Genomic DNA, 17,611 nt, shown 5'->3' with positions numbered 1-17,611 from the left:
TCCTTGTCTCCTGCGGGCCTTGTCCGCGCACCCGTGGGTACGTCGTCAGGCCTGCTAGTTATGTGGTCTCCATGCGCCCGCCCTGGAAAGATGCAAAAAAGCGACGCAAAAGGCAGCGTAGTCCGGGGCGCCTGGCTGCGTCTTGCGTCAGGTGGCTATGCCGGCCACGGGGCCGGGCCGGGCTTCGGTACTTGGGCCTCGCTCAATCCGCGCCGTAGTGCTCGCCGTAGTGCTCCCGATACCGCTGGCGCAGCTCGAACTTCTGGATCTTCCCGGTCGAGGTGGCCGGCAATGCCGCCAGCAGCACTACCGCCTTGGGCACCTCGAAGCCGCCGAGATGGGCCTTGCAGTGCGCGCCCAGTTCGTCCTCCTCCACCCGTGCACCGGGCTTCAGGGTCACGAAGGCCGTCACCGCCTCGCCCCACCGCGCATGCGGCAGCCCGACCACCGCCGCGTTGGCCACCGCCGCATGGCGCAGCAGCACTTCCTCGACCTTGATCGAGGGCACGTTCTCGCCGCCGCTCTTGATCATGTCCTTGATGCGGTCAAGGAACAGCAACTGGCCATCCTCGTCCAGCACGCCGAGATCGCCGGAGTGATGCCAGCCGAAGCGCTGCACGCGGGCGGTCGCCTCCGGGTCCTTGTAGTAGCCCAGCATGACGTTGGGCCCGCGGAACACGATCTCGCCAGGTTCGCCCGGGCCGAGCAGGCGGCCGTCGTCGCCCATCACGGCCACCTCGTTGGCCACGGTGCCCACGCCCCAGAAGGCGCCAAAGCGCTTGCGCTGCTCATCCGCCTCGAAGATGGTGGCCGCCGGATACATCTCGGTCTGGCCCGAGCACAGGATGAAGTTGGGGCAGAACGCGTCGAGCAGGCGCAGCAGCAGGTTCTTGGGCAGCGGCGCCATGCCATAGATGCACAGCCGCACGCTGGAGAGATCGGCCGCGGCAAACTGCAGGTGCTCCAGCATGGCCCGGTACATCATCGGCAGCGCCACCACCACGGTGACGCGGTGCCGGGCCAGGTCCGCCAGCACCCGGGCCGGATCGAAGCCGCGCCCGACCACCACGGCATGGCCGCCCAGCAGCGCGCTCATGGTGTTGCCGTGCTGGGCGCAGTGGAACATCGGCAGCAGGCAGGTAAAGACTTCGCGCGACGTGCCGCAGCCGGTATCGACCAGGTTAGCCGCCAGCACGGAATGCACCGAGGCGTGCGAATGCATGACGCCCTTTTGCGGGCCGGTGGTGCCGCTGGTGTACATGATCTGCGCCAGCTGGCCGCTGGCGATGTCCACGTCCGGCAGCGTGGCCGGCTGGCCGGCCAGCGCGTCGGCATGCCTGGTCACGGCCAGCCCGGCCAGCTCGCCCGCGGTTTCGCCGGCAGGCTCCAGCAGCACGACGGGAATGCGCGCCGCGCGGACCAGCTCGCCGATGCCCGGCCGTGCCAGCATGGACGCATCCGCCACCAGGCGGGTCACCTCCGCATGTTCCAGGATGTACCGGATCGCATCCGGCGCCAGCGCCGTGTTGATCGGCACCCACACCATGCCCGCCTTCTGGATGCCCAGCAGCGCCACGATCATGTCGATCGAGTTGTTGCACAGCATGCCGACGCGCTCGGCGCCGCGCATGCCTTGGGCCAGCAGGTAGTGGGCGAACTGGTTGGTGGCGGCGTCCAGCGCCGCATAGCTCAGGCTGTGGTCGTCCTCGATCAGGGCCGTCCGCGCGCCAAAGCGCCGGGCGGAACGGTGGATGACGTCGCCCAGGGCAATGCGCCCTATGCGCTCGCGCGCCTGTTCGGTTGCTGTGCTCATCGTTGTCTCCGGTGGTTCATGGCCACTGCGCCCGCTCAGTTCATCTTGGGCGGCGGCACCAAGTCGCTGGCCGGAATCCACTTGTCGCCCGCCACCTTCATGATGCGGATGCGGTCGTTGCTCAGGCGGTTGCCGGCGGAGACATTGAAGCCCGGGTTGCCCAGCGCGTCAGGCGGCAGCTTGGTCGATTCCATGGCAGCGTTGAACGTCTCCGCGCTCAGGTTGCGGCCGGCCTTGTCGGCGAGGGTGGCAAAGGTGATGTAGGCGTAGTAGCTGAACATCGAATACACGCCCGGATCTTCATTGAAGCGCTTCTTGTACGCGGCGCTCCACTGCCGCACGGCGGGGTTTGGATCGTCAGCGTAGGGCAGCATGGTGAAGGCCGCGGCGTGGACCCCGTCCAGCGCCTTGCCGCCGAGCAGCGGCACCTGGTGCGCATAGTTGGCCGAGGTCCCGGCAAAGACCGGGTTGAAGCCGATCTTGCGCGCCTCCTGCACCGACGCGATGTACTCGCGCATGGTAGAGGCATTGAACACCAGGTCGCAGTTGGCCGCCTTGAGCCGCGCCATCTGCGAGGAAAAATCGGTGGCGCCGCGCTTGTACGAGACCTTTTCCACCAGGGCCATGTTCCTGGTCTTGAGATAGGCCTGGGCGCCCTCCAGCGACTCCCGCCCGTAGTCATCGTCCTGGTACAGCATGCCAATGCGCTGGTAGGGTTTTTGCTTGAGGAAGTAATCCATGATGGTGGTCGACATCAGGAAGTTGGACGGTCCCAGCGCGACTTTGTACGGGCTGGCCGGCTCGTACATGTCGCGCGCCGCGCTCTGCGGCATGAAGTTGAATACCTTGCTTTGCAGCAGGAACGGCAGCGTGGCCATGTTGGGCGCCGTCCCCAGGTGGCCGATGATGGCGAACACGCCGTCCTGCGTGACCAGCTTCTGCGCGGCCAGCACGGCGCGCTTGGGCTCGTAGCCGTTGTCTTCCACCACCACGCGCAGCTTGCGGCCCTGCACGCCGCCGCGCGCGTTGATTTCCTCCACGGCCATGGTCATGCCGTTGCGCGACTCCCGGCCATAGTTGACGATCGGCCCGGACATGTCGGTAATCAGGCCGAGCACGATTTCCTTGTCGGTGACGCCGCGGGTCTGGGCCATCGACCCGGCGCTGAGCGCGAGGGCAATGGCGGCGATGGTGGACTTCAAGATCATGGTGGTCTCCTGGCTGCTTCGATGGATGGCTGGAATGCCCTGGCTTCAATGCACGCTCTGTGGCGGCTTGGGTCCCGACTGGATGCGGCTTGGCACGGACAGCGCGTCCGGCGGTAAAGCGATGTGTGTATTGCCTTGGCCGCCCGGCGCCGGTGCGGACCAGTCGGACAAGCGCTGCCCGCTGCGCGCCAGCGCCGCCAGCAAGGGGGAAATGTCCCAGTAGTCGTAAGCGTTGCCGCGCAGGCGGGCGTAGCGCTCCAGCCCTGCTTTGATGCGGGGCAGGCCAATGCTGTCCGCCTGCCACACCGGGCCGCCGAGATAGTCGGGAAAGCCATAGCCGGCGGTCCACACCATATCGATGTCGCCGGGCCGGCAGGCCACGCCCTCCTCCAGCAGCTTGGCGGCCTCGTTGATCAGCGGGAACAGCAGGCGCTCGACAATCTCGGCATCTGCGATGTCGGCGCGGCGGACGATGCCGTGCGCACGGCCCAGCGCCGCGCAGATGCGTTCGGCCTCCGGGTCCGCCACCGGCTCGTCGTCGGGGTAGCGGTAATAGCCCGCGCCGCTCTTGCAGCCGAGCCGGCCCAGCATGAACAGGGTGCGCACCACCGCGCGATAGGCGGGGTCGGGCGGCAGCCCGCCGGCCTTGCCATACTCCAGCACGATCTTGGCGCCGGTATCGATCCCGGCCAGGTCCAGCATGCGGCACGGCCCCATCGCCATGCCGTAGGCTTCGATCACGGCATCCAGCCGCGCCGGGCTCACGCCTTCCATCAACAGGAACTCGCTCTCGCGCAGGTAAGCCTCGGCCATGCGGTTGCCGATAAAGCCGAAGCACACGCCCGTCACCACCGCCACCTTGCCAAGCCGTCGGGCCAGGCGCATGGCCGTCACCAGCACGTCCGCCGCGGTGGCGCTGCCGCGCACCACCTCGATCAGCCGCCCGCCATTGGCCGGGTTGCGGAAATGCAGGCCCGCGAAATCGTTCGGCCGGCCGCTGGCCTCGGCCAATACCTCCACGTCCAGCGTGGAGGTATTGGTAGCAATGATGGCGCCGGGCTTGCAGATGCGCCCGAGACGGGCGCACACCTGCTGCTTGAGCGCCATGTCCTCCACAACAGCCTCGATCACCAGCTCGCAGCCGGCCAGCGCGCCATGGTCCAGCGTGCCGGCGATTAGGCCCATGCGCTGAGCGACCTGCTCCGGGCGCAGCCGACCGGCCGCGGCGCCCGCCTCGTAATGGGCGCGCACCGCGGCCAGGCCCTTGGCCAGCGCTGTGACGCTGGCTTCGACCAGCGTCACCGGCAGGCCGGCGTCCGCCAGGCTCATGGCGATGCGCCTGCCCATGGTGCCGGCGCCCACCACGCCGGCCGTATGCAGCGCGCGTGGCGTGATGCCCGGCGCCACGCCAGGCACGCGGGCCGCCTGCCGCTCGGCAAAGAACAGGTGGCGCAGCGCCCGCGATTCGGGCGATGCCACGCAGCTGGCGAGCAGGGCGGCCTCCACGGCCTCGCCCTGGGCGAACGGCTGGGTTGCCGCTGCCTGCACCGCCTGCACGATGGCGGCGGCGGCCGGATAGCGCGCGCGCTCCTGCGTGGCGTGGCGCAAGGCTTGTGCGAAGAAGTCCGGTGCAAGCCCGGCGCCAGGCACGGACAGCGTGGACAGCCGGCGCGGCGGCGCCAGCCTTTCCAGCAGGTCTTCCAGAAAATTGAGGCCCGCGGCCAGCGGCTCGCCCGGCACCAGCGCGTCGACAATGCCGGCGGCCAGCGCCGCCTCGGCATCGAGCATGCGCCCGCTCAGCATCAGGTCCAGCGCCAGCTCCACCCCGCAGGCCCGCGGCAGCCGCTGGGACCCCAGCGAGCCGGGCAGCAGCCCCAGCTTGACCTCGGGCAGCCCGACCTGCGTGCCGGGCACGGCCACCCGGTAGTGGCAGGCCAGCGCCAGCTCCAACCCGCCGCCAAGCGCGGTGCCGTGCAGCGCGGCTACCACCAGCCGCTCGCTGGCCTCGATCCGGGCCAGGATGCGGTTGTAAGGCGCCGCCGTGAAATCCGGCGCGTCGAACTGGGCGATGTCCCCACCGGCCACAAAGGTCCGGCCCGCGCACCAGATCAGCAAGCCGTCGAGCGAGCGATCCGCCTCGAAGGCGGCCAACTGCGCGTCCAGTCCCGCCACGGTGGCCACCGACAGTGCATTCACCGGGGGATGGTCGATGCACAGCAGGCCGATGCGGCCATGCCGGACCAGGCTGACGGGGGCGATGCTTCCTGCGTGGCTCATGGCGCCTCCTGTTCCGGGCCGCTTGCTCGGGCCGCTTGCGTGTTTGCGGCTAGCGTTCAGGCCACCTTGGCCAGGTACATCGACTCGATCAGCGCGCTGTACTTGTCGTTGATGAGCTTGCGCTTGAGCTTCATGGTCGGTGTCAGCTCCTCGTCTTCCGCGCCCAGGCGGGTCTCGATCAGGCGGAATGCCTTGATCTGCTCGACCCGCGCGAACTGCTGGTTGACCTTGTCGATCTCCTGCCCCACCAGCGCGATTACCTCCTTGCTGCGGCACAGCGAGCCGTAGTCGGAAAAGTGCACGTTGTGCTCCTGCGCCCACTGCTCCACGTTGTCCTGGTCGATCATCACCAGGCAGCTCAGGTAGGGCCGACGGTCGCCGATGACCACGGCGTCGGTCACATAGGGGCTGAACTTGAGCTGGTTCTCCCACTCGGATGGCGTGACGTTCTTGCCGCCGGCGGTGATGATCAGGTCCTTCATGCGGTCGGTGATGTAGAAATAGCCCTGCTCGTCCACCCGGCCTACGTCGCCGGTGCGCAGCCAGCCGTCGGCCATGGTCTCGGCCGTCTTGGCCGGCAGGTTCAGGTAGCCCATGAAGACTTGCGGGCCCCGCACCAGCAGCTCGCCTTCGTGCGAAACCTTCACTTCGGTATGCGGCAACGCGATGCCGATGCTGCCCGGGCGCGTCCGTCCCGGCGGGTTGCAGGTGGCCGCGCCGGTGATCTCAGTCATGCCCCACAACTCATGCAGCACGATGCCCAGGGCCATGTACCAGCGGATCAGGTCGGGCGAGATCGGCGCCGCGCCGGTCACCGCCAGCTGGACGCGGTTCAGGCCCATCATGCGGCGCACGTTGCCCAGCACCAGCGTATCGGCCAGCCAGAGCTTGAGCCGCGCGCCAAGCGGCAGCGCCCTCGCCTGTCCGTCCTCGTGCACGCGGGCCTGCCCGGCGGCCAGTGCCCACGCATAGGCCCAGCGCTGCAGCCGGGTAGCTTCCCGCACCGCGATGGTGACGCTGGAATACAGCTTTTCCCAAACACGCGGCACGGCCAGGAAGGCGTCGGGCTGGATCTCGCGGATGTTGTCGAAAATGGTGTCGGGGTTCTCGACGAAGTTGACGACTGCGCCGGACAGGATCGAGTAATACTCGCCAAAGATCCGCTCCGAGACGTGGCACAGCGGCAGGAAGGCCATGCGCTCGCCGATGGTGGTGGCGGGCAGGAAGTCGCGCAGCGTCAGGCAGCTGCGCAGCACATTGCGGTGGGACAGCATTGCGCCCTTGGGCCGTCCCGTGGTGCCGGACGTATAGACCAGCACCGCCAGCGCATCGGCGCTGCCGGCGGCCAGGCGCGCCGCTACCAGCCCCGGTTGCCGTGCCCGCGCCTGCCTGCCCAGCGCCCGCAGCGCATCAAAGCCGAGCACGCCGGGATCGTCGAAGCCGGCCAGCCCTTCCAGGTCATACACGACCACCTTGCGCAGCTGTGGCAGGCGCTCGCGCACCTCCAGGTATTTGTCGAGCTGCTCCGCGTTTTCGACGAAGAGCATGACGCTGCCAGAGTCGTGGCACAGGTATTCCACCTGGGCGGGCGAATCGGTGGGATAGATGCCGCTGACCACCGCGCCGGCCGTGAGCGCGCCAAGGTCGCTCCATACCCATTCGCGGTTGGTGCTGGACAGCACCGATACCACCTCGCCCGCCTGCAGGCCCAGCTCGGCAAGCCCGGCGGCGACGTCGGCCACGATCTCGCCCACCTCGCGCCAGCGGTAGCTGCGCCAGACGCCAAGATCCTTCTGCCGCATCATCACGGCATCGCCGCGCTGGGCCACGGCGTGCCAGAACATCTGCGGCAAGGTCTCGAATGCCGCTTCGGAAAGGGGCTGCATGGTGTGCGCTGTCGCCATTGCCATGGATTGCTCTCAATCTGGTGATCAAGCTGGTGATCGTTTGGTGACCTGGCGCCCTAGCGCCAGGTCTTGCGCTTCTTCCAGCGGCGCTCGCCGCGCACGCCGCTGTCCTTCATGCCGAGATAGAACTCCTTGATGTCATCCTTCTCGCGCAGCACGGCGCAGGTACCCTCGGCCACGATGCGGCCGTTTTCCAGTACATAGCCGTAGTCTGCCGCGTTGAGCGCCATGTTGGCGTTCTGCTCCACCAGCAGGATGGTGGTGCCGCGCTCGCGGTTGATGCGCACCACGATCTCGAAGATGTCCTTGGTTAGCTTGGGCGACAGGCCCAGGCTCGGCTCGTCGAGCAGGATCAGTTCGGGCGCCGCCATCAGCGCGCGCGAGATCGCCAGCATCTGCTGCTGGCCGCCCGAGAGCAGGCCCGCGTCCTGCGCCGCGCGTTCGCGCAGCACCGGGAAGTAGCCGTAGACCGTCTCCATGTCGCGTGCCACGCCATCGCGGTCGCTCCGCGTATAGGCGCCCATCAGCAGGTTGTCGCGCACCGACAGCAGCGGAAAGACCTCCCGCCCTTCGGGCACATGGCTCAGGCCTCGCCGCACGATCTGCGCCGGGTCCATCGCGGCGATGCTCTCGCCCTTGAAGGCGATGCTGCCGCGGGTCGGGTCGAGCACGCCGGAAATGGTCTTCAGGATGCTGGTCTTGCCGGCCCCGTTGGCGCCCAGCACGGTGGCGATGCTGCCACGCTGCACGGCAAGGCTCACGCCCCGGATCGCCTTGACCGGGCCGTACGCGCTTTCCACGTTGGCCAGCGCCAGCACGGGCGTGTCCTGCATCGGGGTGGTCTCGCGCATCCCGTCAGCGCCTTCCATCAGGTTCATGCTGTCCTCCGCAGCGAGGCCACGTCGTCCACCGTGCCCAGGTAGGCTTCGATCACGCCGGGATGCGCCTGCACCTCGGCCGGCGTGCCCTGCGCCAGCACCTGGCCCTGGTTCATCGCCAGCACCCGGTCGGACACGCGCGACACCAGGCTCATGTCGTGCTCCACCATCAGCACGGTGATGCCCAGCTCGCGCTGGATATCGCGGATCCACCAGGCCATGTCCTCGGTCTCTTCCACGTTCAGGCCGGAAGATGGCTCATCCAGCAGCAGCAGGCGCGGGCTGCTGCACAAGGCCCGCGCCAGCTCCACCACCTTGCGCACGCCGTAGGGCAGGCCCGCCACCAGCGCGTCGCGGTGCGCCTGCAGTTCCAGCAGCTCGATCATTTCCTCGGCCTTGTGGCGCGCGGCCAGCTCCGAGCGGCGCGCGGCAGGCGTGAACAGCAGGTCCGCCCAGAAACCGGCGGCGCGATGCGTGTGGTGGCCGATCAGCAGGTTCTGCAGCACCGTGGCGTGCTCGAACAGCTCGATGTTCTGGAAGGTACGCGCAATGCCCTGCGCGGCGATCGCATGCGGCGGCAACTGCGTCAGGGCGCTGCCCTGCCACAGGATCTCGCCGCTGGTGGGCGGATAGATGCGACTGATCAGATTGAACACCGTGGTCTTGCCGGCGCCGTTGGGCCCGATCAGCGTAAACACCTCGCCGCGCCGCACGTCGAAGCTCACGCCGACCAGCGCCAGCACGCCGCCAAAGCGCACCGACAGGTCGCGCACGCTGAGAAGCGTCTCCGCCCTGTCCGCCCTGTCTGTCGTGTCAGCAGTCATTGTCATCGGCTGGCTCCCCTATTTCAGGCGCTCGGAGCGCTGGAAGGCCTTCTGGCGCCGGAGCATGCCCTGGCGGTAGAAGGGAAACAGCTCCAGGTAGGTGCGGATCTTGCACCAGCGCCCGTACAGCCCCATCGGCTCGAACAGCACAAAGGCCATCAGCACCAGCCCGTACACCAGCGCCTGCAGTCCGCTCGCCTGCGCCATGGCCGGCGGCAGGAAATCCTTGGCCAGCACGATCGTCTGCGGCATGACGATCAGGAAGATCGCGCCAAGGAACGCGCCATGCACCGAACCCAGCCCGCCCACCACCACCAGCAGCAGCAGGTCGATCGACTGGCCGATGCCGAACTGCTCGGGCGAGATATAGCGCAGCTTATGGGCATAGAGCGCCCCCGCGATGCCGACCAGCGCGGCGGACAGCGCGAACGACAGGGTCTTGTAGCGTGCCAGGTGGATCCCCATGCTCTGCGCCGAGATCTCCGAGTCCCGGATGGCGATGAAGGCCCGGCCCGTGGCGCTGCGCAGCAGGTTGAGCACGGCCAGCGTGGCCAGCAGGCAAACCCCCAGCGCCAGGTAGTAGAACGCCACCGGCCCGTCCAGCACATGGTCCCAGAACTGCGGCGCGGCCACTGCCAGCCCGGAGTTGCCGCCGGTCACGCTGTCCCAGCGCGCCAGCACTTCCTCGACGATCAGTCCGAAGGCCAGCGTGGCGATGGCCAGGTAGATGCCCTTGACGCGCAGCGCCGGCAGCCCCACCATCACGCCGGCCAGCGCCGACAGCGCGCCGGCCGCCAGCAGCGCGGGCACGAACGGCACGCCATGGCTGGTCAGCCAGGCCTGCGTATACGCGCCCACGCCGAGGAACGCCGCATGCCCGATGGACAGCAGCCCGGTATAGCCGGACAACACCATCAGCCCCAGCCCGGCAATGGCATAGATCAGCACAAAGCCAAGCTGCGCGACCCAGTAGCTGCTGGCCCAGCCCGGCGCGACCAGCAGGCAAGCCAGCAGCAGGCCGTACCAGAACTCATGCCCCGGGTGCCTGGCCAGGCGGAGATCCTGGCGATAGTCGGTCTTGAAGAGGAATCGCATCGCGTCTCTACACCTTTTTGCGCAGGTTCTCGCCGAACAGGCCGTTCGGCTTGACCACCAGCATGATCAGCACCACGACATAGGCCGCGACGTCCTTGAAGCCCTCCGGCAGGTAGAAGCCCGCCAGCGACTCCACCACCCCGATCACCAGCCCGCCCACGATCGCGCCCGGCAGGCTGCCGAAGCCGCCCACCACCGCCGCGGGAAAGGCCTTCAGGCCGAGCATGCCCATGCTGGCGTGGACAAAGGTGATGGGTGCCAGCAGCAAGCCCGCGATCGCGGCCACCGACGCCGACAAGCCCCACACCAGGCCGTTCAGCCGCCGCACGGGGATGCCCATGTAGTAAGCGGCCAGCTGGTTCTGCGAGCTGGCCTGCATCGCCACGCCGATGCGGCTGTAGCGGAACACCAGGTAAAGCACCAGGCACAGCGCCGCGGTGACACCGATCACCGCCACCTGTTCCACGCTCAGCACCAGCCCGCCGGTGCGCCACACGATGCCCTGGTAAGGCACCGGCAAGGTATGCGTGCCGGCGCCGATGCCCGGCACCATGGTGATCAGGCCGCGCATCACGTAGCCCATGCCGATGGTCAGCATCACCACCGTGAACTGCGGCTGGCCCAGAATGGGGCGAATCGCCAGCCGCTCCACCAGCATGCCGAAGCCGGCCATGCCCGCCACCGTCAACGGCACCGCCAGGACCAGCGGCAACCCGAGCATGGTCAGCACCACCCCGGCGAAGGCGCCCAGCATCATGAACTCGCCTTGGGCAAAGTTCACCGTCTCTGTGGCCTTGTAGATCAGCACGAAACCTAGGGCGATCAGCGCGTAGATGCAGCCCAGCGCGATCCCCGAGATCGTCAATTGCAGGATCTCCAATCTTGTCTCCTGTGTCGGGCGCCCCTGGCCGCGCACGGCGTGCGGGCGGCCGGGGCAGATCTGGGTATTGGGTGGGCCAAGCGCCCTGGATGGCAGCAGGTGCCGTCGGGCGCGTCGCCGTCTTGTCACTGCTGCCACCGTAACAAAACTACCGGAGTGGCTCTTGTGTGGACTGGCTGTATATGGGTTGGGGATTACCCATGGTTGGCGCGGCGGGCGGGGCTGGCCCGAATGGTGCGCCGGCAGGATCAGCGGCGCACCAGCACCACCGCAAGCTCGAACGCGCCACCAGGGTGCCTCACGGCGCTGAAAGGCGGCTTGGGCCAGTCCCACAGCGGGGCGGGAAACAGCGCACGCACGGCATTGATGTCGCAATGGTACGGCGGCGCTTCCACCACGCCCTGGCCGGCGCTGTCGCGGCGCATCTGCATGAACAAGGCGAACAGGCGCCCGCCAGGACGCAGCCACGCATGAAGCTGGGCGGCATAACGGGTCCAGTGGTCGGGGTGCAGCGCGCACAGGCAGGTCTGCTCATAGACGGCGTCCACCGGCGTGGCCGGCTGCCAATGCAACACGTCCGCCTCTTCCAGGTTCGCCTGCAGCCCCCCCGGTTCCAGCCGGGCAAGCGTGCGGGCCAGCGCCCCGGGCGCGTAGTCGATGCCGCTGACCCGCGCGCCATGCGCGGCCAGCGCGGCGACTTCCCACCCACCGCCACAGCCGGGTACGACCACGCGCTCCCCGGCCTGGATAGCGCCTTGCGCCAGCCAGGCTTGGAGTTGCGGGCTGGCGGCTTCGCGTTCCCACGGCGTTTGCCCGGATTCGAAGCGGGCTTGCCAGAAGTCGATGGTTGGTCCTGCCATTGGGTGCTCCTCTGCGTTCTTACGAAATTTCCCGGGCGAGGTCAGATGTTTCCGGTCCGGCGTGGCAACTGACACACGTTAATCTCCGTTCCTGGCAGGGATAGACGAGCTTGAGTGCGACGCTTCGAGCCGGCCGGTGAATGCGATCAATCATGGAATATCGAATGCAGAACATTGAGCAGCAAGCCTCTCATACCAAGCGCTACAGGGTGAAACGCATTCCCGAGCGAGCAACATACCCTCGCGACGCCACCCACGCGATCATTGACAGCGCCTACCTGTGCCATGTGTCGTTCCTGGATGATGGCTTGCCGAGCGCCATTCCCTTGGTCTGCTGGCGGCAGGGTGATCACCTCTATATTCATGCCGCGAACAAGGGTCGACTGAGCCGCCTGTTGCCGGGGGCACACGTCTGCGCGACGATCACCCTGTTTGACGGTTTGGTTCTCGGACATAGCGCGTTCAATCACTCCTGCAACTATCGCTCCGTGGTCATTCATGGCCAGATGGAGGAAGTGGTGGAACACGCCGCGAAAGTGGCATCCATGCAAGCGCAGATGGACCATATCCTGCCTGGCCGTTGGGAACAGATCCGCCCAGTCAAGGAGCAAGAGATCCGGAGCATCTCGCTGATGCGCATCTCACTCGAGTACGCGGTGGGAAAGGTGCGGGACGAGTTCCCCGATGAAGAGACCCAAACACCCGACTGGCCCACCTGGATCGGCGTGATTCCGGCGAAGACGGCTTTCCTCGCGCCGACACCGGACCCGTCGCGGAATACTGTCCAGGCCCCTCCGCAGAATATTATCGGTTACCCGGGCATAGATACACATGTGCCGCAATCTGAAAAGAAATTCGAAAAATAGCCACCAGCGATAGCGCAGGGGCCCTGCCTATGCCCAAGATCTTGACCACCGCGCCCGCCCCACCACGAAACCATTGACGGGCGATGTGTCGTGGTGCTTCGCGCAGGTAATGGCAGATTGGCGAATGGGCAAGAATTCCTCTACCGGGGGCCCCACCACGAATCCCGGAGGCTGGCTGATTCGTGGCCGGTCAAACCGGTACCGGCAGATGCCCGCCGGCACTCTGGGCCGTACGACGAAACCACCGAGCCCCATAAGCCTTATTGCTCTGCTTCCGGCAGGGTCGGCTTTCTTCTCGTTAGTCTTCTTTGCCGACGCAAAGAAGAGTGACCGGCAGCCCCCGCAGGGGGATGTCGTATGGCTGTTGGATCCAAGGGCCATCGCCTCGCAAAGAAACCGTGACCAATCCCGCAGGGGGATGATGTCGTATGGCTGTTGGGTCCAAAAGCCAAAACCGCTCAAGAAACCACCGCGCCCCCCAGCCATGGATCACACAACACCCCTACTCCAAATCCAGCTCCCTCAACCGCACCTTCAACACCTTCCCCGTCGGATTACGCGGCAACGCCGCCACCACCTGCAACGCCCGCGGCAGCTTGTACCGTGCCAGCTGCGGCTCCGCAAACGCCTGCAAAGCCTCCAGCGTCAGGCTGGCTCCTGGCTTGAGCGCCACCACCGCCACCACATGCTCGCCCCAGCGCGGATCAGGCGCGCCGATCACCGCGACTTCGGCGATGGCCGGATGTTCGTACAGCACGCTTTCCACCTCGGCCGGGTAGACGTTCTCGCCGCCGGTGATGACCATGTCCTTGAGGCGATCGCAGACGTAATAGAAGCCTTCCTCGTCGGCATAGCCGACGTCGCCCGTGCGGAACCAGCCGCCTTCGTAGAAGGCGCCGGCCGTGGCGTCCGGCCGGTTCCAGTAGCCTTTCATGATGTTGCCGCCGCGCGCGCAGATCTCGCCGCGCGCCTGGGGCTCGGTCAGCGGCTTGCCGTCGAAGTCGCGGATGCAGACCTCGGTCATCATGGCCGGCGTGCCGCAGGAGCCGAGCTTGTCCTGTGCGCGTTCGGGGGCCAGGAAGGTCGTGGCGGCGGCGGTCTCGGTCAGGCCGTAGCCCTGGTTGACCGGGATGCCGCGTCCGGCGAACAGGCGCAATAACGGCTCGGGCATGGGGGCGCCGCCGACCGAGATGCTCCGCAGGCTGGACAAATCGGCCCGCTCGAAATCCGGGTGCTGGCTGACAAACAGCAGCATGGCCGGCACCGCGAAGCTGACCGTCACGCGGTGCTCGGCCACAGCCTGCATCACGGCGGCCGGATCGAAGCTGCGCTGCAGCACGAGATGGCCGCCTGCCATCAGGATGGGCAGGGAGACGCAGCACATGCCGCCGACGTGGAACAGGGGCGCGAAATTGAGCGCGACGTCGGTGCTGGCGATGTCGCTCAGCATCATCACATTGAGGTTGTTGGCCCAGAAGTTGCCATGCGTGAGCATGGCGCCCTTGGGGTGGCCGGTGGTGCCCGAGGTGTACATCACCGCCGCCACTTCATCCGGATGGGTGGGCACGGCCGGCGGCGCGGCGCTGGCTTGCGCCATCAGGGGCAGCAGGCTCTCCCAGCCCGGCGCGTCGGCGCGGCGCAGGTAACGCTGGCATTCCAGCGTCGGGCGCACTTCGTCGATCAGGCCCGCATAGTCCTCGTCGGCGAACAGCGTATGCACGCCGGCATCGTTGAGGATAAAGGCCAGTTCCGGCCCGGTGAGCCGGAAATTGAGCGGCACGAAGATGGCGCCCAGCCAGCCGCAGGCAAACTGCGTCACCAGGAACAGCGAATCGTTCAGGCCCAGGTAGCCCACGCGCTGGCCGCGGCCGACGCCGCCTGCGGCCAGCACTGCGGCCATCCTTGCGGCGTCCGCCACCAGTTCGGCATAGGTCCACGTCTGCCCGGCACAGGTCAGCGCGGGGCTGCGGGGGCTGCGCGCGGCGCGGCGGCGCAGCCATTCGGCCATGCCTAGCGCCAGGAAGGCCGCGTTGTCGCCGGCGCCGGCCGGCTGGGTGGACGATGCTGCCGACGATGCCTTGTTCATATGCCGCTCCCCTTGTTCAGACGTTGCAGACACTGCCGGCGCGCCCTGTCCGGCGCGCGCCTCGCTTGTTCTTTACTTGCCGGTCCAGACCGGCCTGCGCTTCTCGTTGAAGGCAGCCAGGCCTTCGCGCGCGTCTTCGGTCATCGCCAGCAAGGCGATCTGGCTTTCGGTATAGGCGATGCCTTCCGTGAAGCTCATCGACGCCATGGCCTGCATGGCGTACTTGCCGCGCCGGATCGCCGTGGGCGACTTGTCGGCCACGCGGGCAACCAGCCATTCCGTGCGGGCGTCCAGCTCGCCCGGCGCGGCGAGGTGGTTGACCAGGCCGGCGGCCTTGGCTTCGGCGGCGGAAAACGGCTCGCCGCTAATGCACCATTCGCGCACCAGCCGGGGCGGCGCCAGCGTTTGCAGCAGGCTCAACACCTGCATCGGGAACACGCCGACCTTGACTTCCGGCAGGCCGAACAAGGCGTTGTCGGTGGCCACCGCCATGTCGGTCATGCACAGCAGGCCCATGCCGCCGGCCATGCAGGTGCCGTTGATGCGGGCGATGCTGGGCAGCGTGGCTTGCTGCGACTCGCGCAGCATGTCCGCATAGTCCACGTTGGGCTGCGACAGGTCGAAGGCAAAGCCCTTGCCCGGCTGCAGGTCGCCACCGGCGCAGAACGCCTTGTCGCCGGCGCCGGTCAGCACGATGGCGCGGATGGCGGGGTCGGCGTGCGCCGCGCGGTAGCCCGCGCGGATGCCGGCCACCACTTCCTTGTTTATGGCGTTGCGCTTGTCCGGCCGGTTGATGGTGATCCAGAACGCGGCGCCGCGTTTTTCATGGAGGACGGCTGGGGTTTCCGATTCGCTCATGGTGGTCCGCCGGGTAGGCTTTGTCTGTGGGTTGGGTAAATGGCTCAGGCGGCCGCCTTGACCGGTTCCGCGGGCGACGCCTCGAACTCGATCTCCGCGATCACGCGCATGGCGGCGGCCTGGTCGCCCACCTGCACGTGCACGGCGCCAACCCGGCCGGCGGCCGGGGCCACGTGGATATGCTCCATCTTCATGGCCTCCAGCGTCACCATGGGCTGGCCCGCCTCGACCTGGTCGCCGGCGGCCACCATGACGTTGACCACCCGGCCATTCATCGAGGCGCGCAGCTTGCCGTCGCCGGCCGCCTCGCCCGCTCTCGCGGCTGCCGCCCGCGTATGGTCCTCGATGCGCAGCGGCGTGCCCTGGTAGTGCAGCAGCAGCGTGCTGGTGTCGCGGTGGAAGGTGGCGCTCTCGACCATGCCATCGCAGCCAAAGCGTATCGAATGCTCGGCTAGCGCGATGGTCTCGAAGGCGAAGCGCGACTCGCCCATCGCGACTTCGAAGCGATTGCCGCTGCTAAATGTCAGGCTGGCCTGATGCTCCACGCCGTTGACCCGGTAGCGCAGGCGGATGGGCAGCGTGGGCGCCAGGCTCGCGGCCGGCGCACCCGGCTGGCGCTCCGGCGAGGTTTCATACAGTAGTAGCGCAGCCAGTGCCGCGGCGCGCTGGCGCAGCGCCGCATCCGGGCGCAACAGCGCCTCCTGATGCTGGCCGATGAAGGCCGTGGTGGCCTCGCCCGCTGCAAACGCAGGATGCGCCAGGCAGCGGCCCAGGAATCCCTGGTTGGTGGTCACGCCGAGCGCCACCAGGTCTTCCAGGCCTCGCGACAGATTGCGCCGCGCTTCGTCGCGTGTGCCGCCGTAGCTGATGAGCTTGGCGATCATGGAGTCGTAGTACGGCGGGATCGCGGCGCCGCTGCACAGCGCGTGCTCCACGCGCAAGGCGGACGGGGCCTGCCACAGCGCAATCTCGCCGCTCTGCGGCATGAAGCCTTGATCGGCGTCTTCGGCGCACAGCCGTACCTCGATGGCGTGGCCGGAAAGGCGTACGTCTTCCTGCTTCAGTGGCAGCGGCTCGCCGGCCGCAATCCGCAGTTGCAGCGCCACCAGGTCCAGGCCGGTGATGGCCTCGGTCACGGGATGCTCCACCTGCAGCCGCGTATTCATTTCCATGAAGTAGTAGTTGCCGTCGCGGTCGAGCAGGAACTCCAGCGTGCCGGCGCCTTCGTAGCCGATCGCCTTGACGGCGGCCACGGCGGTGGCGCCCATGCGGGCCCGCAGCTCGGCGCTGACTGCGGGTGACGGCGCCTCCTCGATCAGCTTCTGATGGCGCCGCTGCACCGAGCAATCCCGCTCACCCAGGTGGATGGCGTTGCCATGGCGGTCGGCCAGGACCTGGATCTCGATATGGCGCGGTTCCACCACGGCGCGCTCCAGGATCACTTCGGGATCGCCGAAGGCGCCCTGCGCCTCCGAGCGCGCGCTGCGCAGCAGTTCGGGAAAGGCCCGCGCATCCGGCACCAGCCGCATGCCTCGCCCGCCCCCGCCAGCCGTGGCCTTGATCATGACCGGAAAGCCGATGCGCCCGGCCTCCGCGCAGAGGCGCGCTTCGTTCTGGTCTTCGCCCTGGTAGCCCGGGATGCAAGGCAAGTCCGCGGCCATCATCAAGCGCTTGGCGCCAGCCTTGTTGCCCATGGCCAGGATGGACTCGGCCGATGGGCCGATAAACACCAGCCCCGCCTCGCGGCAGGCGCGGGCAAAGGCGGCGTTCTCCGCCAGGAAGCCGTAGCCGGGATGGACAGCGTCGGCGCCGCAACGCCGCGCGGCGTCGATGATGGCGTCGATGCGCAGGTAGGATTGCGCCGGCTGCGCCTCGCCGATCCATACCGCCTGGTCGGCTTCCTGGACATGGCGCGCGAGCGCATCCGCGCTGGAATAGACGGCCACCGTGCGGTAGCCCAGCGCGGTGGCGCTGCGCATTACGCGCAAGGCGATTTCACCGCGGTTGGCAATCAGGATCTTGTGGAATGGCGTGGGCTGCTTCATGGTGGCCTGGTCTT

The 17,611-nt window shown here is 67.6% G+C and carries 13 protein-coding genes; 1 reads left to right on the top strand and 12 read right to left on the bottom strand.

Translation table 11 applies throughout. From position 1 onward, the window contains the following. Nucleotides 1–202: 202 nt before the first annotated feature. The 9 genes from ACW4E8_RS36320 to ACW4E8_RS36280 all read right to left on the bottom strand — a co-directional run bounded on the left by ACW4E8_RS36320 (nucleotide 203) and on the right by ACW4E8_RS36280 (nucleotide 11,742). Nucleotides 203–1,813: a class I adenylate-forming enzyme family protein gene (locus ACW4E8_RS36320; protein ID WP_456808914.1), complete on the bottom strand. Its 1,611-nt coding sequence runs from the start codon at nucleotides 1,811–1,813 to the stop codon at nucleotides 203–205. A gap of 35 nt (nucleotides 1,814–1,848) precedes the next feature. Continuing rightward, nucleotides 1,849–3,021: an ABC transporter substrate-binding protein gene (locus ACW4E8_RS36315; protein ID WP_456808913.1), complete on the bottom strand. Its 1,173-nt coding sequence runs from the start codon at nucleotides 3,019–3,021 to the stop codon at nucleotides 1,849–1,851. A gap of 45 nt (nucleotides 3,022–3,066) precedes the next feature. Beyond that, entirely contained in the window at nucleotides 3,067–5,298 is a 2,232-nt protein-coding gene (locus ACW4E8_RS36310; protein ID WP_456808912.1) for a 3-hydroxyacyl-CoA dehydrogenase NAD-binding domain-containing protein, read from the bottom strand. A 56-nt stretch (nucleotides 5,299–5,354) separates the two neighbouring features. Continuing rightward, nucleotides 5,355–7,208: an AMP-dependent synthetase/ligase gene (locus tag ACW4E8_RS36305; RefSeq protein ID WP_456808911.1), complete on the bottom strand. Its 1,854-nt coding sequence runs from the start codon at nucleotides 7,206–7,208 to the stop codon at nucleotides 5,355–5,357. Nucleotides 7,209–7,261: 53 nt separating this feature from the next. Then, nucleotides 7,262–8,074: an ABC transporter ATP-binding protein gene (locus ACW4E8_RS36300; protein WP_456808937.1), complete on the bottom strand. Its 813-nt coding sequence runs from the start codon at nucleotides 8,072–8,074 to the stop codon at nucleotides 7,262–7,264. Between the two features lie 5 nt (nucleotides 8,075–8,079). Beyond that, on the bottom strand, nucleotides 8,080–8,913 hold the full coding sequence (locus ACW4E8_RS36295; RefSeq protein WP_456808910.1) for an ABC transporter ATP-binding protein: 834 nt from the start codon (nucleotides 8,911–8,913) through the stop codon (nucleotides 8,080–8,082). 12 nt (nucleotides 8,914–8,925) lie between these two features. Then, entirely contained in the window at nucleotides 8,926–10,002 is a 1,077-nt protein-coding gene (locus ACW4E8_RS36290; RefSeq protein WP_456808909.1) for a branched-chain amino acid ABC transporter permease, read from the bottom strand. A 7-nt stretch (nucleotides 10,003–10,009) separates the two neighbouring features. After that, a complete protein-coding gene (locus ACW4E8_RS36285) occupies nucleotides 10,010–10,882 on the bottom strand; it encodes a branched-chain amino acid ABC transporter permease (RefSeq protein ID WP_456808908.1) in 873 nt (290 codons plus the stop codon). 248 nt (nucleotides 10,883–11,130) lie between these two features. After that, the gene (locus tag ACW4E8_RS36280) at nucleotides 11,131–11,742 is read right to left on the bottom strand and encodes a methyltransferase domain-containing protein (protein ID WP_456808907.1); all 612 of its coding nucleotides are present in this window, start codon (nucleotides 11,740–11,742) and stop codon (nucleotides 11,131–11,133) included. Between the two features lie 164 nt (nucleotides 11,743–11,906). On the opposite strand from ACW4E8_RS36280, the gene ACW4E8_RS36275 reads away from it, so the two are divergent. Then, nucleotides 11,907–12,608 (top strand): pyridoxamine 5'-phosphate oxidase family protein, encoded by a 702-nt coding sequence (locus ACW4E8_RS36275; protein ID WP_456808906.1) that lies wholly within the window; start codon nucleotides 11,907–11,909, stop codon nucleotides 12,606–12,608. Between the two features lie 502 nt (nucleotides 12,609–13,110). On the opposite strand, the gene ACW4E8_RS36270 is transcribed toward ACW4E8_RS36275, so the two are convergent. The 3 genes from ACW4E8_RS36270 to ACW4E8_RS36260 all read right to left on the bottom strand — a co-directional run bounded on the left by ACW4E8_RS36270 (nucleotide 13,111) and on the right by ACW4E8_RS36260 (nucleotide 17,597). Then, nucleotides 13,111–14,694 (bottom strand): acyl-CoA synthetase, encoded by a 1,584-nt coding sequence (locus ACW4E8_RS36270; RefSeq protein ID WP_456808905.1) that lies wholly within the window; start codon nucleotides 14,692–14,694, stop codon nucleotides 13,111–13,113. Between the two features lie 72 nt (nucleotides 14,695–14,766). Continuing rightward, nucleotides 14,767–15,552, bottom strand: coding sequence for an enoyl-CoA hydratase/isomerase family protein (locus tag ACW4E8_RS36265; protein ID WP_456808904.1), 786 nt, complete (start codon nucleotides 15,550–15,552; stop codon nucleotides 14,767–14,769). A gap of 44 nt (nucleotides 15,553–15,596) precedes the next feature. Further along, a complete protein-coding gene (locus tag ACW4E8_RS36260; RefSeq protein WP_456808903.1) occupies nucleotides 15,597–17,597 on the bottom strand; it encodes an acetyl-CoA carboxylase biotin carboxylase subunit in 2,001 nt (666 codons plus the stop codon). Between the last annotated feature and the right edge of the window lie 14 nt (nucleotides 17,598–17,611).

The sequence above is a fragment of the Cupriavidus sp. CP313 genome, assembly GCF_054072015.1.
Note: the sequence above shows the minus strand (reverse complement) of the source record. Positions and strands in the feature narration are given on the sequence as shown.